Source organism: Pantoea sp. (assembly GCF_028283705.1).
Lineage (GTDB): Bacteria > Pseudomonadota > Gammaproteobacteria > Enterobacterales > Enterobacteriaceae > Pantoea.
In genome coordinates this window covers 15019-35517 of the sequence record NZ_JAPWKD010000012.1, presented here as the reverse complement: position 1 = coordinate 35517, position 20499 = coordinate 15019, and the positions used below count along the sequence as shown (strand labels likewise).

The following is a 20499-nucleotide window of genomic DNA, read 5'->3' as shown; positions in this document are numbered from 1 at the left end:
GGCCTGTTGCAGGCCACCCGGCATCATCAAAAACCGAACGTTGACCACACTGGGGCGTGATCGGACGGTTTTTCCATACTGCGGATGTCATAGTCGATACCGCTTGCGATGCAGCGTGAGGCCAGTGGCTGGCTGGCAAGCAGCAGATCAATACGCAGGCCACGGTTATCATCAAAACCTTTGGAGCGGTAATCAAACCACGAGAAACGGTCTGCTGTTTCCGGGTATTTAGCACGCCAGGTATCCACCAGTCCCCAGTTCATCAGGCGATCCATCCACTCACGCTCCTCCGGCAGGAACGAGCATTTGCCGGTACGCAGCCAGCGCTTGCGGTTCTCTTCCCCGATGCCGATATCGAGATCGGTGCTGCTGATATTCATATCACCCATAATCAGCACCGGCTTATCGGCGGCCAGCTGATTTTGCAGGTAGTTTTGCAGATCCTGATAAAACTTCTCTTTCGCCGGAAACTTGATCGGATGGTCACGGCTTTCTCCCTGCGGGAAATAGCCATTGATAACTGTGATATCACCAATCGGGCTGGGAATTTCTGCCATGATCAGACGACGCTGGGCATCTTCACCATCATCCGGGAAACCACGATGGACCACCACCGGTTGTGCTTTTGTCAACAGAGCGACGCCGTAGTGGCCTTTTTGCCCATGATAAAATACGTTGTAACCGAGCTTGCTCACTTCCTCGAGTGGGAACATATCGTCATGGACCTTGGTTTCCTGCAGGCCAATCACGTCTGGCTGATGTTGCTCAACCAGCGCTTCGAGTTGATGAGGACGCGCCCGTAAGCCATTGATGTTAAATGAGACAAATTTCATGAGGCAGCCATTTTATCCGTGATAAGTATGGCGGGATGGTAGCGAGTTTTGTCATAAATGTCATGGGCAGAATCGACAGAAAAGGTAAGGCGTGAGGTTTACTTGCCGCCCGCGTGCTGCCGGGCGGCAGGTGGTAAATCAGTCCTTTCTGGCCTGGGCCAGTGCCGTTGCTAACTCCTGTCTGGTCATCCGCACGCAGTAGGAGGGCATTCCGCGCTCGAAACGCCAACCTTCAGCCAGTGGACCGGCATCAACGGTATCAAAGCCAAAAGCTTCGTAAAGCGCGGCAGCGACAGCTTTGCCCTCTTTATCGTCGCCTGCCAGCGGCAGTGCGCGGCGTCCGGCTGTTGCCGCCGGTAATCCATCACTCTCCAGCTGGGTCATGGGGATAGCGTTAAAGGCTTTAGTAATCTGGCTGTTGAGTAAGTAGCTTGCCAGCAGTTCACTGGTGGTGGTCTGTCGCGTTGTCAGCACATCGATGTTACCGTCGCGATCAGGATAGTAGTTAACGGCATCGAGAAGATGCTTTCCTCTCAGTTCATCTACCGGCAGTGCATCGATGGCGGTCAGTGGCACTGCAATAAGCACGATATCGCCAAATCTGGCGGCTTCGCTTGCCGTACCTATTTCACAACCGATCATCGGACGCAGACTGAACAACGTCTGAGGACTACGTGAATTGCTGAGCATGACCTGATGCCCGGCCTGAATTGCCAGTTTAGCGACCGCACGGCCCACGAATCCGGCACCAATAATTCCAATTTTCATTATTCCTCCACAGGGACTTGACCTGTGGTCTACTATGATTCTCTCATAAAAGAAGATAAATCGGTCTATTGTTGTTTTAAAAACAACTAAAAGGGGTTAATCATGGACAGGCTGGCGGGAATGAAAGTATTCGTTAAAGCCGCAGAACTGGGCTCTTTTGCAGCGGTGGCTGATGCACTGGAAATGTCACCACAGATGGTGGCGAAACACATCGCCGCGCTTGAATTACGCTTAGGTACGGCGCTTATCAACCGCACTACACGCCGTCAGCATCTGACCGATATCGGGCGCAGCTATTACGAACGCTGTCGGGTGGTGTTGTCGGAAGTGGAGGAGGCGGATGCCGTAGTGCTGAATATGCAGGCGACGCCTTCCGGCATCATTCGGGTGAATGCCCCAGTGACGTTTGGCTCTTACGCACTTGCTCCTTTTATCACCCGCTATCTGGCGACCTGGCCAGAGGTGCAGGTTGAACTGACGTTGAGTGACCGAGTCATCAATCCTGGCGAAGAAGAGGCCGAGGTGATTATCCGCATTGGCGAACTGGCCGACAGCTCGATGGTGGCATGGCCGCTGTCACCTTACCGGCTGATTGCCTGTGCTGCTCCCTCCTATATTCAACAGTATGGCTTACCGCTGACACCGTCAGATTTGCAGCACCATGCTTGTCTGGTGTATGGACTGTGGTCGGCCGCTATGCCCTGTCGCTGGGTGTTCCGCAAAGAGGGGAAAACGGAAGAAGTGAGACCTGAAGGGCGGTTAAGATCCAATGACTGGAAGGCGCTGATGCATGCGGCGCTGGAAGGCTATGGCGTTACGCTGGGACCAGAAGATGTGCTGAAAGAGGAAATCAACAAAGGACATCTGGTCAGGGTGCTGCCGGATTACGAAGGTCCGTCACGCCCAATGCATGTTCTGGTTCCCTCGGCACGTAAACAAACGGCAAAAATACGCTGCTTTGTCGAGGCACTCAGAAATGAGTTTGCAAATAACTGAGGGGGAATTTCTGGATGGTGGTGGGAGAAGGATTATTCGGCGCGTTGCGCCTCACCCTTCGGGCCGCGCTAAAGCGCGTTGTCTCGCATGGCTCGACCCGAAACTTCGGTCGAAGTTTCTCATCCTTCTCCATCAGCAATATGGATGTTCTGGAGTGGAATCAACACAGGAGATATCTGGATGGTGGTGGGAGAAGGATTCGAACCTTCGAAGTCTGTGACGGCAGATTTACAGTCTGCTCCCTTTGGCCGCTCGGGAATCCCACCAGGGATGATACATATTGTGGCTACAGGTTGCGGCGATTCAGATGGTGGTGGGAGAAGGATTCGAACCTTCGAAGTCTGTGACGGCAGATTTACAGTCTGCTCCCTTTGGCCGCTCGGGAATCCCACCACTGGCCTGAATCATTACGCCTGAAAGCGGGGCGCATAATACCAAATGCGCTCAGTCTGTAAAGCGCCTACGCTAAATTTATGAATCGATTGCCCACTTTTTGCCCGTGACGCTGAAGCCTTGCACAGTTCAGCGTCTGGGTGATTAAAGAATGATCGTACGATTGCCGTAAACAAACACACGCTGGCCCAGCACTTTGTACAGTGCACGGCTCAGTACATTCTTCTCAACGTCACGACCCGCGCGCATCATTTCTTCTGCGGTGTAGCTGTGATCCACGTTGATGACATCCTGCATAATGATCGGACCTTCATCGAGGTTGTCATTCACATAATGCGCGGTGGCACCAATGATTTTCACGCCACGCTCGTAGGCCTGATGATAAGGACGCGCGCCAATAAAGGCGGGCAGGAAGGAGTGATGAATATTGATGATCTGGTTCGGGTAGCGCTGCACAAACGCCGGAGTTAGTACGCGCATATATTTAGCCAGCACCACGTAATCCGGCTGATAACGATCAATCTCTTCGACCATGCGGTTATCGTGCTCTTCACGCGTCAATCCTTCATGGCTGACCAGCGCAAATGGAATATCGAAGCGTTCGACCAGCGAGCGCAACGTTTCGTGATTGCCGATAACCGCAGCAATTTCCATATCAAGACCACCAAACGCGCTTTTCATCAGCAGGTCGCCAAGGCAATGCGCTTCTTTGGTCACCAGAATCACCACACGACGGCGTCCGGCGCTGTTCAGCTCACGGACCGATCCAACCGGTAAGGCGCTGTCGAGATCCGCGAGCAGGGTGTTGTCGTTGAAAATGCCTTCCAGCTCTGTGCGCATAAAAAAGCGCCCGGTACGGTGATCGACAAATTCGTTGTTCTGCACGATGTTGAGTTCGTGCTTGTAACAAATATTGGTGATTTTGGCGATCAGACCTTTCGCATCGGGGCAAATGGTACGTAATACTTTTCGTTGCATGGTTTGCGCTTGCATCTCGATCAGAGTCCTGTCAAAGCGATGAATGGTAAAGCCGTTGGGTGAATGTCCAAATCAGCCACAACATTTTTTGTATTTTTTATCGGAGCCACAAGGACAGCGATCGTTACGCCCCAGTTCAGGCGTTGTTCCGTCAACATAGTACCAGCGTTGATCCTCACGAAGAAAGCGTGAACATTCATAGATGGCCGAAGTACGTCCTTTTTCGATGAATCGCGCAAAAAAAGTCACGAATGCTTCGTTCTCATGGCTTCCCTGATTACAACGGGTTACATTCAGGCCCAGCCATTCGGTGCCGGAAAAACTTTCAGATAATAACGTCTCAAGTTCGGCCACCCGCTGGCTGGGGTGCCAGGTGGCGACCAGCCAGGCAGCGTTTTTCTCCACGTAAGCGCAGTAGCGTGAGCGCATCAGTTGCTCAGCACTGGCGGGGGAACTCTGCCCAGTCAGAAAGGGTTGGCAACATAGGCTATACTGCTTTCCGCTGCAGCAGGGGCACTTTTCGTACACGTCATCTCCAGAGGGTGATTAAAGTTAAAGATTGCGCGCGCTATGGTAGCCGAGTGTCAGGCGCGATGCTACGTACCAGGCAAAACCCGAGGTAAGATGAGAAAGGTGAGGATCGGGCTGGCCCTGGGATCAGGTGCCGCCAAAGGCTGGTCACATATTGGCGTGATTAACGCGCTGGAGCGGGCCGGTATCGAGGTCGATGTAGTCGCCGGATGTTCCGTGGGCGCGCTGGTCGGTTCAGCTTACGTTAATGGCCGTCTGGGTATGATGGAACGCTGGGTGAGCGCCTTTCGTTACTGGGATGTGATTCGATTGATGGACCTGTCATGGCAGCGCGGTGGCCTGTTGCGGGGCGATCGGGTGTTCAGTCACGTCCGGCAACTTATCCCGAATGATTTTATTGAGCAATGCGACAAACCTTTTGGCGTGGTCGCCACCAATCTTAGTACCGGCCGTGAGTTGTGGTTAACCGAGGGTGACCTGCATCAGGCGGTACGTGCTTCCTGTAGTATGCCAGGCTTATTACCACCCGTTGGCTACAATGGTTACTGGCTGGTGGATGGTGCGGTGGTCAATCCGGTGCCGATTTCGCTCACCCGGGCGTTGGGCGCGGATATCGTTATTGCGGTTGATTTGCAGCATGATGCGCACCTGATGCAACAAGATTTGCTGTCGGTTACGCCGCAAAGTGGGGAAGAACAAGCGGCGGCAGAAGCACTTAGCTGGGGCAAGAAACTGCGCCAGCGGTTGCTGGGATTAGCCCAGCGCCGCGCTAATCAAACACCTGGTGCGATGGAAATTATGTCTACCTCCATCCAGGTACTGGAAAATCGCCTGAAGCGTAACCGTATGGCAGGCGATCCGCCGGATGTGCTGATTCAGCCATTCTGTCCACAAATTTCTACGCTGGACTTTCACCGTGCTGAAGAAGCCATTGCGGCAGGCAAGGCCGCCGTTGAGAAGAAAATGGATGAACTATTGCCACTGGTTCGTAGCAGATAGTCAGGTTGTTCATTCACAGATGTTGTTACTTCAGTTAATTCTGAAAGGCGCAACTGCGTTTTATGAACCACTATTGAAATATCTGGTACGCAGGGGGAGAGAATGGAAAAACCACTAATCGGCAAAAAGATACTCATTGTCGAAGATGAGGTCGTTTTCCGTTCGATGCTGGATAACTTATTAGTCAGTCTCGGCGCTCAGACGATGCAGGCGGGCGATGGCCTCGATGGCCTGACGTTACTCACCGCACAACCGGTTGATCTGGTGATTTGCGATTTGGAAATGCCGCGCATGGGAGGCATTCAGTTTGTCGAGCGAATTCGCAGTCGCGGCAACAGCGTGCCAATTCTGATCATCTCAGCAACACAAAATATGGCCGATATTGCCCATGTTTTACGCCTTGGTGTGCAGGATGTGCTGCTCAAGCCTTTGAAGAACCTCGAACGCTTTCGTGAAGCGGTGTATGAGTGCCTTTATCCTTCCATGTTTACCTCCAAGGTTGAGGAAGATGAACAGCTCTTCCAGGATTGGGATGCGTTGGTGCGTGATCCGCTGGCGGCTTCCAAGCTTCTGAAGCAACTGCAACCCCCGGTGCAGCAAACTATTGCTAACTGCCGGATTAATTATCGCCAGCTCACCATGGCAGAACAGCCGGGATTGGTACTGGATATTGCCGCATTATCCGATAAAGACCTGGCGTTTTATTGTCTTGATGTAACCCGTGCCGGGGATAATGGGGTGTTGGCCGCGTTGTTGTTGCGCGCGTTGTTTAACGGCTTGCTGCAGGAACAACTTTCCGGACAGAAACAGCGCCTGCCGGAGTTAAATGGCTTGCTGCGTCAGGTGAATATGTTGTTGCGTCAGGCAAACCTGAATGGGCAATTTCCATTGCTGGTCGGTTATTATCATCGGCAACTTAAAAATCTTATTTTGGTGTCGGCAGGTCTTAACGCCACACTGCACATTAACACCCATCAAATTCAACTCAGTAATGGGGTTCCGCTTGGCACTATGGGCAGTACCCACCTCAATCAAATTAGTCAGCGTGCAGAGTCCTGGCAGTGCCATGTCTGGGGCACTGGTGGCAGGTTGCGTCTGATGTTATCGGCTGAAGAATAAGCGATTAGATTTATATTTTCTGCGGGCTGGAGACAGGGCCAGGGGTAAGCTTTACACTTGGGTAATAGTCTTAAATTCCGCGGATTAACTCCATCCAGGATAAATCCGTCAGTGAGTAGCTGATATACTCATTTCGTTTTTTAAACCGACATATCAAGTATTAACTTGAGCGGCCTATAAGAGAGGTATCTTGATGTCTGCCTTTAAGTCTAAAGTAAAAAAAGCGGTAATCCCTGTTGCTGGTCTGGGTACGCGTATGCTCCCTGCCACGAAAGCGATTCCCAAAGAGATGCTACCGCTGGTCGATAAGCCGTTGATCCAGTATGTCGTGAATGAGTGTATTGCTGCTGGCATTAACGAAATTGTGCTGGTTACCCATTCGTCTAAAAACGCGATCGAAAACCATTTTGATACCAGTTTTGAGCTGGAATCAATGCTGGAAAAACGTGTTAAGCGTCAGCTGCTGGACGAAATCCAGTCAATTTGCCCGCCACACGTTACCATCATGCAGGTGCGTCAGGGCATCGCCAAAGGTCTGGGTCACGCTGTAATGTGTGCACACCCGCTGGTCGGTGATGAGCCGGTTGCTGTCATTCTGCCGGATGTGATCATCGATGAGTACGAATCTGACCCGACCAAAGACAACCTGGCAGAAATGCTGTCGCGTTACGAAGAAAGTGGCCGTAGCCAGATTATGGTTGAGCCGGTTGCCGATGTGACCGCATACGGTGTAGTGGACTGCAAAGGTGCGGATCTCAGCCCGGGCGAAAGTGCGCCGATGGTGGGTGTCGTTGAGAAACCGAAAGCGTCTGAGGCGCCATCAAACCTGGCAGTGGTTGGCCGTTATGTGCTGTCTGCGGATATTTGGCCGTTGCTGGCGAAAACCCCTCCGGGTGCTGGCGGTGAAGTACAGCTGACTGACTCCATTGCGATGCTGATGGAAAAAGAAACTGTTGAAGCTTATCACCTGAAGGGTGTGAGCCATGACTGCGGTAACAAGCTCGGTTATATGCAGGCTTTTGTTGAGTACGGTGTTCGCCACCCGGTCCTGGGCAAAGATTTTGCACAGTGGCTTGAAGGCGAAGTAGGAAATAAAAAGTAACTCATTAAGCACAGGATAATTCAATGAAAGTCACTGTATTTGGTATCGGCTATGTCGGTCTGGTTCAGGCTGCGGTGTTGGCCGAAGTCGGACATGACGTTCTCTGTATTGATGTCGACGCGAATAAAGTCGAAAACCTGAAAAAAGGCATCATCCCGATTTTTGAGCCGGGACTCACTCCTCTGGTGATGGCGAACTATGAGTCAGGGCGCCTGAAATTCAGTACCGATGCGGAAGAAGGCGTAAACCACGGTGTGATGCAGTTTATCGCAGTGGGTACACCGCCAGATGAAGACGGTTCAGCCGATCTGAAATATGTGACTGCAGTAGCTCGTACCATTGCGCAGCACATGAATGGTCACAAAGTGGTTATCGATAAATCAACAGTACCGGTTGGCACAGCAGATAAAGTGCGCTCGGTGATGACGGAAACCCTGAAAAACCGTGATGCCAATATCGCGTTCGATGTGGTTTCTAACCCGGAATTCCTCAAGGAAGGTGCAGCGGTAAGTGACTGCATGCGTCCTGAGCGTATCGTGGTCGGTACTGATAACGATGAAGTGGTTGAGCTGTTGCGCGAGCTTTATGAGCCGTTTAACCGCAACCATGATCGTATGATTTTAATGGATATCCGCAGCGCAGAGCTGACGAAGTACGCAGCAAACTGCATGCTGGCAACCAAAATCAGCTTTATGAATGAGATCTCCAACCTGGCTGAACGCCTTGGTGCGGACATTGAGAAAGTGCGTCAGGGTATCGGTTCTGATTCCCGTATTGGCTACCACTTTATCTATCCGGGTTGTGGTTATGGCGGTTCCTGCTTCCCGAAAGATGTTCAGGCGCTGATTCGTACTGCTGAGTCAATCGGTTATAAACCGCGTCTGCTGCAGGCGGTTGAAGATGTTAACGACTCACAGAAAAGCAAACTGCCCACCTTTATCAAACGTCACTTTGGCGATGATTTGCGTGGTAAGACCTTTGCGCTGTGGGGCCTGGCATTTAAACCGAACACCGACGATATGCGTGAAGCTTCCAGCCGCGTTTTGATGGAAACGCTGTGGCAAGCGGGTGCGACTATTCAGGCATTCGATCCGGAAGCGATGGATGAAGCGCAACGTATCTACGGACACCGTAGCGATCTGAAACTCATGGGCACCAAAGAAGCGGCGCTGCAGGGCGCAGATGGCCTGGTTATCTGTACCGAATGGCAGAATTTCCGCGCACCTGATTTTGATGTCATTAAAACGGCATTAAAACAACCCGTGATTTTTGATGGTCGTAACCTGTATGATCCGGAACGCATCAGCAAACGCGGCTTCGTTTATTATGCAATCGGCCGCGGAGCTTCTATTCAAATTGCGTAATAAATGAGGGATGTATGAAGTTTCTGGTTACCGGCGCGGCAGGTTTTATTGGATTTCATGTTTGTCAGCGTCTGCTGGCTGCCGGTCACCAGGTTGTCGGCATCGACAACCTGAATGATTATTATGATGTCAGCCTGAAGCAAGCCCGCCTTGATCAGATAGCCTCTCATCCCGCATTCAGTTTCAGTAAAATGGACCTGGCAGATCGCCAGGCCATTTCTTCTTTGTTTGAACATCATGGCTTTGATCGTGTCATTCATTTAGGGGCACAAGCCGGGGTGCGTTATTCTATCCAGAATCCGCATATCTACGCCGAATCCAATCTCATCGGCCATCTCAATATTCTTGAAGGTTGCCGACATCATAAGGTCGGCCATCTTCTTTATGCTTCCTCCAGTTCAGTCTATGGTCTGAACCGTAAAATGCCTTTTTCAACCGGCGACTCGGTTGATCATCCGGTTTCGCTGTACGCCGCGACCAAAAAAGCCAATGAGTTAATGGCCCATACGTATTCGCATCTCTATCAATTGCCCACCACCGGTTTACGTTTTTTCACCGTGTACGGTCCGTGGGGACGGCCCGATATGGCGCTGTTCAAGTTCACCCGCGCGATGCTGGCAGGGGAACCTATTGATGTGTACAACAATGGGCAGATGATGCGTGATTTCACCTACATTGATGATATTGCTGAGGCGATTGTGCGTTTACAGGATGTGATTCCGCAGCCAGACGATCAATGGACCGTAGAAACCGGATCGGCAGCCACCAGTTCTGCGCCGTATCACGTCTACAATATCGGCAACAGTCAGCCGGTGACATTGATGGCGTATATCGAAGCACTGGAAAGTGCATTGGGCATGGAAGCGAAGAAAAACATGATGCCGCTGCAGCCCGGTGATGTGCTGGAAACCAGCGCAGATACTGAAGCCCTGAAGAAAGCGATCAATTTCCGCCCGCAGACCAGCGTGCGAGAGGGCGTGCAGCAATTTGTTGACTGGTACCGTGAGTTTTACCAGCAATAATGATGCATAAAAAAGGAAGCCAGCGGCTTCCTTTTTCTTACCTGGTGAATTCACCAAACGGGTGTGTAGTCACAATCATTTCGAAGCACTGGGGGATTTACAGCAGAAAATCGTCCAGTTGTTTGCCTTGTTCTTCAATGGCTTTTTTAATCACGGCTGGTGTACGACCCTGACCTGTCCAGGTACGGTTTTCACCATTTTCATCAACGTATTGATATTTAGCTGGGCGAGCTGCGCGCTTGGTTTTAGCTGCAGTTTTGGTTTCAGATAACGCATTCAGTAACTCGTTGGGATCGATACCGTCAGCAATCAGCATTTCACGATATTGTGCCAGCTTGCGGTTACGCTCAGCATTTTCTGCCTCTGCATGCGACTCTTCTTCACGACGTTCATTCACCACAACCTCAAGTTTTTCCAGCATCTCTTCCAGTGTTTCAAGAGAGCATTCCCGAGCCTGTGCGCGCAATGTACGGATATTATTAAGAATTTTAAGTGCTTCGCTCATTGTCCTAATCTCAAAATATATTTAATGGGAGTTGTTCTGCACGCTCATAATAGTGGTGGGTAAAAATAACTGCAATAGTAAAATTATAAAGTAAAACGTAAATTAAAACTGATGAGACTTTTTTAGCAACCTCCAGACACTATTTAACTCTCTCTTTTGTATTCCTTAACCCTTAAATTTTGTGGTTTATAACCAGCGGTTGCAAGGTAACTACGCTGGCAGGAGAATAAGTGTGAATAAAAAACAAACATTGGAACTTTGTCATTTCGTGCTGTGTTGGTCCCTCCTGGCCAATAAACGAAGTGGTCTGGCGTAGGTAATTTGAGCAAATGATAAAAATTAAACCATCGCTACAGCCATGCTGTCTTTATGGTAGACTTGCGCGCAACTGATTCAGGCTCTGATGAGATTTTCCAATGGCGCAACTCTATTTTTATTACTCGGCGATGAATGCAGGCAAATCAACGGCCTTGCTACAATCCTCCTATAATTACCAGGAACGAGGCATGCGTACCCTGGTGTATACCGCCGAAATTGATGATCGCTTCGGTGCCGGTAAGGTTAGTTCGCGTATTGGTCTCTCTTCACCGGCGTTTTTATATAATGCGCAAACCCAACTGGATGCAGAAATAGCGGCTGAACATACCCGACAACCAGTACATTGCGTGCTGGTGGACGAAAGTCAGTTTCTGACCCGCGAACAGGTAAAAGCGTTGTCTGATGTGGTCGACAATATGGATATTCCGGTGCTGTGTTATGGACTACGCACCGACTTTCGCGGTGAGTTGTTTGTCGGCAGCCAATACTTACTGGCATGGGCGGATAAGTTAGTGGAACTGAAAACTATCTGCCATTGCGGGCGTAAAGCCAGCATGGTTTTACGTCTGGATGCTAACGGAAAACCCTTTAGTGAAGGTGAGCAGGTTGTGATCGGCGGTAATGAACGTTATATATCCGTTTGCCGTAAGCATTATAAACAGGCAATTGATGAAGGCTCATTAAAAGCCATTTATGGGTCGAATCAACCCCATCTGTAAAAACAGTTAATATAAAAAAACCCGCCGAAGCGGGTTTTTTTGTTATCAGGACTTACGCCTTTTTAGTTTTCTTCTCAGTCTTTACTGACTTTACCGGCTGCAGATCAACTGCGTCTGTCACTTCAGCGGTGGTTTCGACAAATTCGCGACCGTAGAAGGTATCCAGCATGATTTGTTTCAGTTCAGCAATCAGCGGATAGCGCGGGTTAGCACCGGTACACTGATCATCGAAGGCATCATCAGCCAGCTTATCCACTTTGGCGAGGAAGTCAGCTTCCTGTACCCCTGCTTCACGAATTGAAGTCGGGATGCCCAACTGGGTTTTCATCTCTTCCAGCCATGCCAGCAGTTTTTCAATTTTCTGCGCAGTACGGTCACCCTCAGCACTCAGGCCCAGATGGTCAGCCACTTCGGCATAACGGCGACGTGCCTGCGGACGGTCATACTGACTGAAAGCGGTCTGCTTAGTCGGGTTGTCATTGGCGTTGTAGCGAATGACGTTACAAATCAGCAGGGCGTTCGCCAGTCCATGGGGAATATGGAATTCTGAACCCAATTTATGTGCCATGGAGTGACATACCCCGAGGAAGGCGTTAGCAAACGCGATACCTGCGATGGTGGCGGCATTGTGCACACGCTCACGCGCTACCGGATTTTTCGCCCCTTCTTTATAACTGGCTGGCAGGTTTTCTTTCAGCAATTTCAATGCCTGCAAAGCCTGACCATCGGAGTATTCATTGGCGAGCACGGAAACGTAGGCTTCCAGTGAGTGGGTCACCGCATCCAGACCGCCAAATGCGCAGAGTGAACGCGGCATATCCATCACCAGGTTAGCATCGACAATCGCCATATCCGGGGTCAGTGCATAGTCAGCCAGCGGATATTTCTGACCCGTCGCGTCATCGGTGACGACGGCGAACGGTGTCACTTCAGAACCGGTACCGGAAGTGGTGGTGATAGCGATCATGCGCGCTTTCACACCCATTTTCGGGAATTTGTAGATACGTTTACGGATATCCATAAAGCGCAGCGCCAGTTCTTCAAAATGGGTTTCCGGATGTTCGTACATCACCCACATGATTTTGGCGGCATCCATCGGTGAACCACCACCGAGAGCGATAATGACGTCGGGTTTAAAGCTGTTCATCTGCTCTGCACCTTTACGTACGATGCTCAGCGTCGGGTCAGCTTCTACTTCGAAAAATACTTCAGTCTCGATACCGTGTGATTTCAGCACGCGGGTGACCTGGTCAGCATAGCCATTGTTGAACAGGAAACGGTCGGTGACGATGAAAGCACGTTTGGCCCCGTCAGTCGCCACTTCTTCAAGCGCAATTGGCAGAGAACCACGACGGAAGTAGATAGACTTCGGAAGTTTATGCCACAACATATTTTCAGCTCGCTTGGCCACGGTTTTCTTGTTGATGAGATGTTTCGGTCCCACGTTTTCAGAAATGGAGTTGCCGCCCCATGAACCACAACCCAGTGTCAGTGACGGAGCCAGTTTGAAGTTATACAGGTCACCGATACCACCCTGTGAAGCCGGGGTGTTAATCAGAATACGTGCGGTTTTCATCTTGTCGCCGAAGTAGTGCACGCGTTCATTCTGGTTATCCTGATCGGTGTAGAGGCAGGAGGTGTGACCGATACCGCCCATTGCCACCAGTTTTTCTGCTTTATCAACCGCGTCCTGGAAATCTTTGGCACGATACATCGCCAGTGTCGGCGATAATTTCTCATGAGCAAAAGGTTCTGACTCATCAACCAGCTTCACTTCGCCAATCAAAATCTTGGTGTTTGCCGGGACGGTAATACCGGCCATTTCTGCAATTTTCGGCGCGGGCTGACCGACAATCGCAGCGTTGAGTGCGCCATTTTTCAGGATGATATCCTGCACGGCTTTCAGCTCTTTGCCCTGCAGCATATAACCGCCGTGGGTGGCGAAACGTTCACGTACCGCGTCATAGGCGGAGTCGACGACAATAACGGACTGCTCAGAAGCACAAATCACGCCGTTATCGAAGGTTTTTGACATCAGAATTGAAGCCACAGCGCGTTTGATATCGGCCGTTTCATCCACCACTACTGGGGTATTACCGGCACCCACACCAATCGCTGGTTTACCGGAGCTGTAGGCGGCTTTCACCATGCCCGGGCCACCCGTCGCCAGGATCAGGTTGATATCCGGGTGATGCATTAACTGATTTGACAGTTCCACTGAAGGGGCATCAATCCAGCCGATAATATCTTTTGGTGCACCCGCGGCGATGGCAGCCTGCAGTACGATATCAGCGGCTTTGTTGGTCGCATCTTTGGCTCGCGGATGTGGCGAGAAGATAATGCCGTTACGGGTTTTCAGACTGATCAGAGCTTTAAAAATTGCAGTAGAAGTCGGGTTGGTGGTCGGTACGATACCGCAAATCAGGCCAATAGGTTCGGCAATAGTGATAGTGCCAAAGGTGTCATCTGTGTCGAGCACACCACAGGTTTTTTCATCTTTATAAGCGTTGTAGATATATTCGGAAGCAAAGTGGTTTTTGATCACTTTATCTTCGACGATGCCCATGCCGGATTCGGCAACGGCCATCTTAGCGAGCGGGATTCGTGCATCAGCGGCGGCGAGGGCAGCGGCGCGGAAGATGGCATCAACTTGTTCCTGACTAAAATTGGCGTATTCGCGCTGTGCCTTTTTAACACGTTCTACCAGTGCATTAAGTTCGGCGACATTAGTTACGGCCATGGTGCTCTCCTGAAGGAAGTTAAACTTTTTTAGTAAACAAGCCTGGATCCAGAAGTATAGTCGCGCTATAGAACGCTGTTTGGTCAGGAAGGCGAGTGAACTCGCGGTTGCTTACTAAAAAGGTTTACTGTTCTGGATGCTGGTGCCTCAGGATATTGTTTCGATGGGGTAAGGTTACCCCTGATGAGGTATAAGAATTATGACGCAGATCAATTTTGTCCTAAGCTGACACCATTCAGCACCCACTTTTGCAATTAAAGTAATCGCAGCCCGCCACACAATAAGGACCGAACAGTAGCAAAGCAGTAACCCAACGTTAACGGCAGATAAATGCACTGGTTTTTTGCCTCGGAAGCAGCATAGATTTCTGCTGAAAGCGCTGGTTTTTAGCCAGTGATTTGCACTACATTATGCGCGATTTTTACTGTGACCCATTGTGGAGCTGACTGTGACCCCCGTGCTACTTGATCTATCCGGCTATATTAAGTTTTTTGTCGGTTTGTTCGCCCTGGTGAACCCAGTCGGCATCATTCCGGTCTTTATCAGCATGACCAGCTATCAGGGGGCGGTAGAACGCAATAAAACCAACCTGACGGCAAATCTGGCTGTGGCCATTATATTGTGGACCTCGTTGTTCCTTGGCGACGCGATTCTGCACCTGTTCGGTATCTCCATTGATTCGTTCCGTATTGCCGGTGGCATCCTGGTGGTGACCATCGCCATGTCGATGATCAGCGGTAAGCTGGGGGAAGATAAGCAGAACAAACAGGAAAAATCAGAAACCGCGATCCGTGAAAGCATTGGCGTCGTGCCGCTGGCATTACCGCTGATGGCTGGCCCCGGTGCGATCAGTTCCACCATAGTCTGGAGTACGCGCTACCATAACTGGCAAAACCTGCTGGGATTCACCCTGGCGATTGCCATTTTTGCTTTCTGCTGCTGGTTGCTGTTCCGTGCAGCTCCGCTGATGGTCCGAGTGCTGGGGCAGACGGGAATTAACGTGATTACGCGTATTATGGGCTTACTGCTGATGGCGTTGGGTATTGAGTTTGTGGTCACCGGACTAAAAGCCATTTTCCCTGGTTTATTAAGTTAAAAATCGCCTTAATTTTCTGCATGTCATCTTTTCATGATCCAATATGGTGCGATAAAGGGTAATTACGCACCATATTGGTGCTGATATTCATCATGCTTAACATCACTGGTGGGTTATCAATTTTGCTACTGTATTAATCCGCGTTTAGCTATTCTCTGTATTTTACTGTGATAATTATCACAGCATCATATTCTGATTATCAGGGTAAGATATAAATAAATCTCGCTCATCCTGGTAATTTTCTATTCATATATCCCATTTTTATACTATTCAGTGACATAAAACACATTTTATCCATTCTGCATTTAACTCTGCACATAATGACAGAAAATTCATAGAAAAATAGATATAAATCAATAAGTTAATTGATAATTTTGGTTAAGAATTAACACTTTTCCTTAGCAATAAGACGTGATAAAAGAGAATTAGATAACATTTTTGTGGTTTAGCTTTGGCGCATGGGCATTTGTTCTGATAATTTTCGGAACATCGCAATTTTTTTATCTGATAGTCAAAAATGTGTACGGTTCTTGCTTACTCGCTATCAGGTTTATGTTGAAGGTTGATTTCTTTTGATGAAATGGATGGTAGCGAAGGCCCCGGCGTTTTCACCTCTTGCCCTCTGCCTGTGGGGTATTTTGAGCCAGAGTCAGGCGGCTGATATCCCGGCAGGGACACAATTATCTGCCACACAGCGTATTGTGATTAATAACGGCAGCGAAGTGGCGTCCCTTGATCCGCAGAAAATTGAGGGCGTACCGGAATCCAATGTGATTCAAAGCCTGCTCGATGGTCTGGTTAACACCGACAACAACGGGAAAATTGTCCCCGGTGTGGCTGAAAGCTGGCAAAACGATCAGGGGCGCGTCTGGACTTTTACCCTGCGAGAAAATGCCCGCTGGAGTAATGGTGAGCCTGTCACGGCAGCTGATTTTGTTTACAGCTGGCAACGCCTTGCCGATCCGAGAACGGCCTCTCCGTACGCCAGTTATTTGCAGGCGGCGCATGTTGCCAATGTTGATGCGATCATGGCGGGTAAAGCCAAACCTGCTGAGCTGGGTGTCAAAGCGCTGGACGCTCGTCATTTTCAGGTAACACTGACAGAACCCGTTCCTTATTTCCTCGCCATGGTGGCAAATACCGCAATGAAGCCGGTTTATCCTCCAGCGGTGGAGAAGTGGGGCGAGCAGTGGACGCAGCCTGAACATTACGTCAGCAATGGTCCCTACACGCTCAGCCAGTGGGTTGTGAATGAAAACATCGTGGTGAAGCGCAATCCGCTCTACTGGGACAATGCCCATACTGTGATTGAAGAGGGCGTCTATCTGCCGCTATCGTCGGAAAACAGCGATATTAACCGTTATCGCAGCGGTGGCACGGATATGACCAACAGCGTGGTACCGCCTGATATGTACCATAAATTGCGTCAGGATCTTGGCGACCAGGTCAAAGTCAGCCCGCTGCTGTGCACCTTCTATTATGAAATCAACAACAAAAAAGCGCCTTTTGATGATGTCCGGGTGCGTACTGCGCTGAAGCTGACACTGGACCGCGACATCATCGCGCAAAAAGTGATGGGGCAGGGACAAATTCCGGCCTACAGCCTGACCCCACCCTTTACTGACGGCGTGAAGCTTTCCCCACCCGCCTGGTTCAATCAAACCCAGGCAGAACGCAATGCCAGCGCGAAAAAACTGCTGGCTGAGGCCGGTTTTAACGACCAGCATCCGCTGCGCTTCTCGCTGCTGTACAACACCTCCGAGCAAAACAAAAAGCAGGCCATTGCCGCTGCCTCAATGTGGCAGAAAAACCTCGGCGCAGTGGTGACCCTGGAAAATCAGGAATGGAAAACGCTGCTGGAGACACGCCATCAGGCGCAATACGATGTGGTGCGCGCCACCTGGTGTGCAGACTACAACGAACCGTCCACCTTCCTGAATATTTTGCTGAGCGGCGCTTCCATCAATACCGCTTTCTACAGCAGCCCGGCATTCGATCGGCTGATGGCGCAAACGCTGACGGCACCGGACGAAGCGACACGCGCCGTGCTCTATCAACAGGCAGAAAATCAGCAGGATAAAGATTCAGCGATTATCCCGGTGTATTACCGCGTCAGCGTGCGCCTGGTGAAGCCCTGGGTGGGCGGTTTTACCGGGCAGGATCCGCAGGATCTGATTAATCTGAAATACTATTACATAAAGAAACATTGAGTAACGGGCTGATCCGGCGCTACAGTCGGGCGGCACGTTACCGTGGCAACCCTTGCAAGGGGGATTGCAATCTCTGACCAGACAGGGCGGAGATTCCCGGATACGGGGTACGCCGGGCGGCTCAGACCGACCCGGTGACGATAATAAAACTGGAGCGTAATAATGAACAACATCACGAAGAAAAGCCTGATCGCCTTAGGTGTAGTTGCGGCGATTGGCGCGCTGGCAGGGAATGCCGCGCTGGCAGCGACAGTGCCAGCAGGCGTTCAATTGGCAGCAAAGCAGGAGCTGGTGCGCGGCAATGGTGACGAAGTACAGTCACTGGATCCGCATAAAATCGAAGGCGTGCCTGAAGATAACGTGGCGCGTGACCTGTATGAAGGTCTGCTGGTGAGCGACAGCGATGGCAAACCGGTGCCGGGCGTGGCGGAAAGCTGGGAAAACAAAGACTACAAAGTCTGGACTTTCCATCTGCGTAAAAATGCCAAATGGTCGAATGGTGCGCCGGTAACGGCACAGGATTTCGTATATAGCTGGGAGCGTCTGGTTGACCCGAAAACGGCGTCCCCGTATGCCAGCTATCCGCAGTACGGTCATATTGCTAACGTCGATGACATCATCGCCGGTAAAAAACCCATCACCGATCTGGGCGTGAAAGCGCTGGACGATCACACGCTGGAAGTCACCCTGAGTGAGCCAGTGCCGTATTTCGACAAACTGCTGATTAACTCCGTGATGTCACCGGTTTACAAACCGGCGATTGAGAAATTTGGTGAGCAGTGGACTCAGCCGCAAAACTGGGTCGGTAACGGTGCCTTTAAACTGCAGGATCATGTGATCAACGAGCGTATTACGCTGGTGCGTAACCCGGAATATTGGGATAACGCCCACACGGTGCTGAACAAAGTCACCTTCCTGCCGATCAGCTCTGAAGTGAGCGATGTTAACCGTTACTTCTCTGAGAACGGCAGCGACATGACCTATAACAACATGCCGATTGAGCTGTTCAAGAAGCTACAGCGTGATAACGGCAAAGAGCTGCATGTTGACCCGTACCTGTGTACTTACTACTACGAAATCAACAACCAGAAAGCACCATTCACCGATCCGCGCGTACGTGCAGCGCTGAAACTGGGTCTGGATCGCGACATCATGGTGAACAAAGTGCTGGCACAGGGCCAGATGCCTGCCTACAGCTTCACCCCGCCGGCCACCGATGGCATGGAAATTCTGCCGCCGGACTGGTTCAAATGGTCACAGGAAAAACGTAACGCGGAAGCGAAGAAATTGCTGGCTGAAGCCGGTTATACCGCTGATAAACCGTTGACCTTCAACCTGCTTTACAACACTTCCGACCTGCATAAAAAGCTGGCCATCGCCGCTGCATCGATCTGGAAGAAAAACATTGGCGTGAACATCAAGCTGGAAAACCAGGAGTGGAAAACCTTCCTGGATACCCGTCATCAGGGCAACTTTGACGTTTCACGTGCGGCTTGGTGTGCGGACTACAACGAACCGACGTCGTTCCTGAACATCATGCTATCGGACAGCAGCAGTAACACCTCGCACTATAAGAGCGCTGAGTATGACCAGGTGATCAAAGATGCTATCAAAGCACCTGACGCCAAAGGTCGTGCCGCTGATTATCAAAAAGCAGAACAGATCCTCGATAAGGACAGCACCATCGTGCCGGTTTACTACTACGTGAATGCGCGTCTGGTGAAACCTTATGTCGGCGGTTACACCGGCAAAGATCCGCTGGATAAAACCCTCGATAAGAACTTTTATATAATTAAACACTAATAGCACACAGGCTATCGACAGTGGCGGTGCTGCGGCACCGCCAATTACTTTGTGAAGCAACAGCCTGGTAGGTACGGCAATGTTAAAATTCATCCTGCGACGGATTCTGGAAGCGATTCCGACGCTCTTCGTTTTGATTACCATCTCTTTCTTCATGATGCGACTGGCACCCGGTAGCCCGTTTACCGGCGAACGCACTTTATCACCCGAAGTGATGGCGAATATCGAAGCCAAATACCATCTCAACGATCCCATCGGCAAACAATATGTTGATTACCTGATTCAGCTGGCGCATGGCGATTTCGGCCCCTCCTTTAAGTACAAGGACTATAGCGTTAACTATCTGGTAGGGCATGCGTTCCCGGTGTCAGCCAAACTTGGTCTGGCGGCCTTTGTGCTGGCGATGGTGTTGGGGATTACCGCGGGCGTAATAGCCGCCCTGAAACAGAACAGTTTGTGGGATTATGCGGTGATGGGGGTTGCTATGACCGGCGTGGTGATACCGAGTTTTGTGGTCGCACCCTTGCTGGTCCTGGTGTTCGCCATCACTCTGCGCTGGCTGCCCGGTGGTGGCTGGAATGGCGGGCAAGTGCAATACATGCTGCTGCCGATGGTGGCGCTGTCTCTGGCGTATATCGCCAGCATCGCGCGTATTACGCGTGGTTCGATGATTGAAGTGATGCACTCCAACTTTATCCGTACCGCGCGGGCCAAAGGGCTGCCGCTGCGTCGTATCGTGCTGCGTCATGCGCTGAAACCGGCGCTGTTGCCGGTCATCTCCTACATGGGTCCGGCATTCGTCGGCATCATCACCGGTTCCATGGTTATCGAGTCAATCTATGGCCTGCCGGGCATTGGTCAGCTGTTCGTTAATGGCGCGCTTAACCGCGACTACTCGCTGGTAATGAGCCTGACCATCCTGGTCGGTGTACTGACCATTGTGTTTAACGCGGTCGTTGACGTGCTGTATGCCGTGATCGATCCGAAGATTCGTTACTGATGC

17 protein-coding genes, 2 tRNA genes and 1 other RNA gene are annotated in these 20499 nt (G+C 50.8%); 11 read left to right on the top strand and 9 right to left on the bottom strand.

Annotated elements, in window-relative coordinates; translation table 11 throughout:
- Window positions 1-26 precede the first annotated feature (26 nt).
- Window positions 27-833: an exodeoxyribonuclease III gene (gene xthA, locus PW844_RS10665; protein WP_299451220.1), complete on the bottom strand. Its 807-nt coding sequence runs from the start codon at window positions 831-833 to the stop codon at window positions 27-29.
- 138 nt (window positions 834-971) lie between these two features.
- Window positions 972-1601, bottom strand: a complete 630-nt coding sequence (locus PW844_RS10660) for an NAD(P)-binding domain-containing protein (RefSeq protein ID WP_299451219.1) — start codon at window positions 1599-1601, stop codon at window positions 972-974.
- Between the two features lie 102 nt (window positions 1602-1703).
- On the opposite strand from PW844_RS10660, the gene PW844_RS10655 reads away from it, so the two are divergent.
- Complete coding sequence (locus PW844_RS10655; RefSeq protein WP_299451218.1) at window positions 1704-2597, top strand: LysR family transcriptional regulator; 894 nt, start codon at window positions 1704-1706, stop codon at window positions 2595-2597.
- 15 nt (window positions 2598-2612) lie between these two features.
- On the opposite strand, the gene PW844_RS10650 is transcribed toward PW844_RS10655, so the two are convergent.
- The 5 genes from PW844_RS10650 to PW844_RS10630 form a co-directional block, all read right to left on the bottom strand.
- Window positions 2613-2741, bottom strand: a non-coding RNA gene (locus PW844_RS10650) — RtT sRNA.
- A gap of 37 nt (window positions 2742-2778) precedes the next feature.
- Window positions 2779-2863: transfer RNA gene (locus tag PW844_RS10645), tRNA-Tyr, on the bottom strand.
- Window positions 2864-2905: 42 nt separating this feature from the next.
- Window positions 2906-2990 (bottom strand) — tRNA-Tyr (locus tag PW844_RS10640).
- A 144-nt stretch (window positions 2991-3134) separates the two neighbouring features.
- Entirely contained in the window at window positions 3135-3983 is an 849-nt protein-coding gene (gene purU, locus PW844_RS10635) for a formyltetrahydrofolate deformylase (RefSeq protein ID WP_084875197.1), read from the bottom strand.
- A gap of 57 nt (window positions 3984-4040) precedes the next feature.
- Complete coding sequence (locus tag PW844_RS10630; RefSeq protein WP_299451215.1) at window positions 4041-4496, bottom strand: YchJ family protein; 456 nt, start codon at window positions 4494-4496, stop codon at window positions 4041-4043.
- A gap of 96 nt (window positions 4497-4592) precedes the next feature.
- Between PW844_RS10630 and rssA the strand changes: the two genes are divergently transcribed.
- The 5 genes from rssA to PW844_RS10605 all read left to right on the top strand — a co-directional run bounded on the left by rssA (window position 4593) and on the right by PW844_RS10605 (window position 10105).
- A complete protein-coding gene (rssA, locus tag PW844_RS10625) occupies window positions 4593-5498 on the top strand; it encodes a patatin-like phospholipase RssA (protein WP_084875193.1) in 906 nt (301 codons plus the stop codon).
- 102 nt (window positions 5499-5600) lie between these two features.
- Window positions 5601-6617, top strand: coding sequence for a two-component system response regulator RssB (rssB, locus tag PW844_RS10620; protein WP_299451212.1), 1017 nt, complete (start codon window positions 5601-5603; stop codon window positions 6615-6617).
- Window positions 6618-6810: 193 nt separating this feature from the next.
- Entirely contained in the window at window positions 6811-7719 is a 909-nt protein-coding gene (gene galU, locus PW844_RS10615) for a UTP--glucose-1-phosphate uridylyltransferase GalU (RefSeq protein WP_299451211.1), read from the top strand.
- Window positions 7720-7742: 23 nt separating this feature from the next.
- Complete coding sequence (locus PW844_RS10610) at window positions 7743-9083, top strand: UDP-glucose/GDP-mannose dehydrogenase family protein (protein ID WP_299451210.1); 1341 nt, start codon at window positions 7743-7745, stop codon at window positions 9081-9083.
- Between the two features lie 14 nt (window positions 9084-9097).
- Window positions 9098-10105, top strand: a complete 1008-nt coding sequence (locus PW844_RS10605) for an NAD-dependent epimerase (protein ID WP_299451208.1) — start codon at window positions 9098-9100, stop codon at window positions 10103-10105.
- A 97-nt stretch (window positions 10106-10202) separates the two neighbouring features.
- Here the strand turns inward: PW844_RS10605 and hns are convergent, their stop codons facing one another.
- A complete protein-coding gene (hns, locus tag PW844_RS10600) occupies window positions 10203-10610 on the bottom strand; it encodes a histone-like nucleoid-structuring protein H-NS (RefSeq protein WP_299451207.1) in 408 nt (135 codons plus the stop codon).
- A 416-nt stretch (window positions 10611-11026) separates the two neighbouring features.
- Between hns and tdk the strand changes: the two genes are divergently transcribed.
- Entirely contained in the window at window positions 11027-11647 is a 621-nt protein-coding gene (gene tdk / locus PW844_RS10595; protein WP_299451204.1) for a thymidine kinase, read from the top strand.
- Window positions 11648-11699: 52 nt separating this feature from the next.
- On the opposite strand, the gene adhE is transcribed toward tdk, so the two are convergent.
- Window positions 11700-14387 (bottom strand): bifunctional acetaldehyde-CoA/alcohol dehydrogenase, encoded by a 2688-nt coding sequence (adhE, locus tag PW844_RS10590; protein ID WP_299451202.1) that lies wholly within the window; start codon window positions 14385-14387, stop codon window positions 11700-11702.
- Between the two features lie 448 nt (window positions 14388-14835).
- Between adhE and PW844_RS10585 the strand changes: the two genes are divergently transcribed.
- From PW844_RS10585 to oppB, 4 genes are all read left to right on the top strand, one after another.
- A complete protein-coding gene (locus tag PW844_RS10585) occupies window positions 14836-15483 on the top strand; it encodes a YchE family NAAT transporter (RefSeq protein ID WP_084875175.1) in 648 nt (215 codons plus the stop codon).
- A 575-nt stretch (window positions 15484-16058) separates the two neighbouring features.
- Complete coding sequence (locus PW844_RS10580; protein WP_299451200.1) at window positions 16059-17693, top strand: ABC transporter substrate-binding protein; 1635 nt, start codon at window positions 16059-16061, stop codon at window positions 17691-17693.
- A gap of 162 nt (window positions 17694-17855) precedes the next feature.
- Entirely contained in the window at window positions 17856-19496 is a 1641-nt protein-coding gene (gene oppA, locus PW844_RS10575) for an oligopeptide ABC transporter substrate-binding protein OppA (RefSeq protein WP_299451198.1), read from the top strand.
- A gap of 79 nt (window positions 19497-19575) precedes the next feature.
- A complete protein-coding gene (gene oppB / locus PW844_RS10570; RefSeq protein ID WP_084875169.1) occupies window positions 19576-20496 on the top strand; it encodes an oligopeptide ABC transporter permease OppB in 921 nt (306 codons plus the stop codon).
- Window positions 20497-20499 lie beyond the last annotated feature (3 nt).

Excerpts from the sequence above, each read along its gene's own strand:
- xthA (WP_299451220.1), bottom strand. The coding sequence starts at position 833 with ATGAAATTTGTCTCATTTAACATCAATGGCTTACGGGCGCGTCCTCAT.
- PW844_RS10660 (WP_299451219.1), bottom strand. The coding sequence starts at position 1,601 with ATGAAAATTGGAATTATTGGTGCCGGATTCGTGGGCCGTGCGGTCGCT.
- PW844_RS10655 (WP_299451218.1), top strand. The coding sequence starts at position 1,704 with ATGGACAGGCTGGCGGGAATGAAAGTATTCGTTAAAGCCGCAGAACTG.
- purU (WP_084875197.1), bottom strand. The coding sequence starts at position 3,983 with ATGCAAGCGCAAACCATGCAACGAAAAGTATTACGTACCATTTGCCCC.
- rssA (WP_084875193.1), top strand. The coding sequence starts at position 4,593 with ATGAGAAAGGTGAGGATCGGGCTGGCCCTGGGATCAGGTGCCGCCAAA.
- rssB (WP_299451212.1), top strand. The coding sequence starts at position 5,601 with ATGGAAAAACCACTAATCGGCAAAAAGATACTCATTGTCGAAGATGAG.
- galU (WP_299451211.1), top strand. The coding sequence starts at position 6,811 with ATGTCTGCCTTTAAGTCTAAAGTAAAAAAAGCGGTAATCCCTGTTGCT.
- PW844_RS10610 (WP_299451210.1), top strand. The coding sequence starts at position 7,743 with ATGAAAGTCACTGTATTTGGTATCGGCTATGTCGGTCTGGTTCAGGCT.
- PW844_RS10605 (WP_299451208.1), top strand. The coding sequence starts at position 9,098 with ATGAAGTTTCTGGTTACCGGCGCGGCAGGTTTTATTGGATTTCATGTT.
- hns (WP_299451207.1), bottom strand. The coding sequence starts at position 10,610 with ATGAGCGAAGCACTTAAAATTCTTAATAATATCCGTACATTGCGCGCA.
- tdk (WP_299451204.1), top strand. The coding sequence starts at position 11,027 with ATGGCGCAACTCTATTTTTATTACTCGGCGATGAATGCAGGCAAATCA.
- adhE (WP_299451202.1), bottom strand. The coding sequence starts at position 14,387 with ATGGCCGTAACTAATGTCGCCGAACTTAATGCACTGGTAGAACGTGTT.
- PW844_RS10580 (WP_299451200.1), top strand. The coding sequence starts at position 16,059 with ATGAAATGGATGGTAGCGAAGGCCCCGGCGTTTTCACCTCTTGCCCTC.
- oppA (WP_299451198.1), top strand. The coding sequence starts at position 17,856 with ATGAACAACATCACGAAGAAAAGCCTGATCGCCTTAGGTGTAGTTGCG.
- oppB (WP_084875169.1), top strand. The coding sequence starts at position 19,576 with ATGTTAAAATTCATCCTGCGACGGATTCTGGAAGCGATTCCGACGCTC.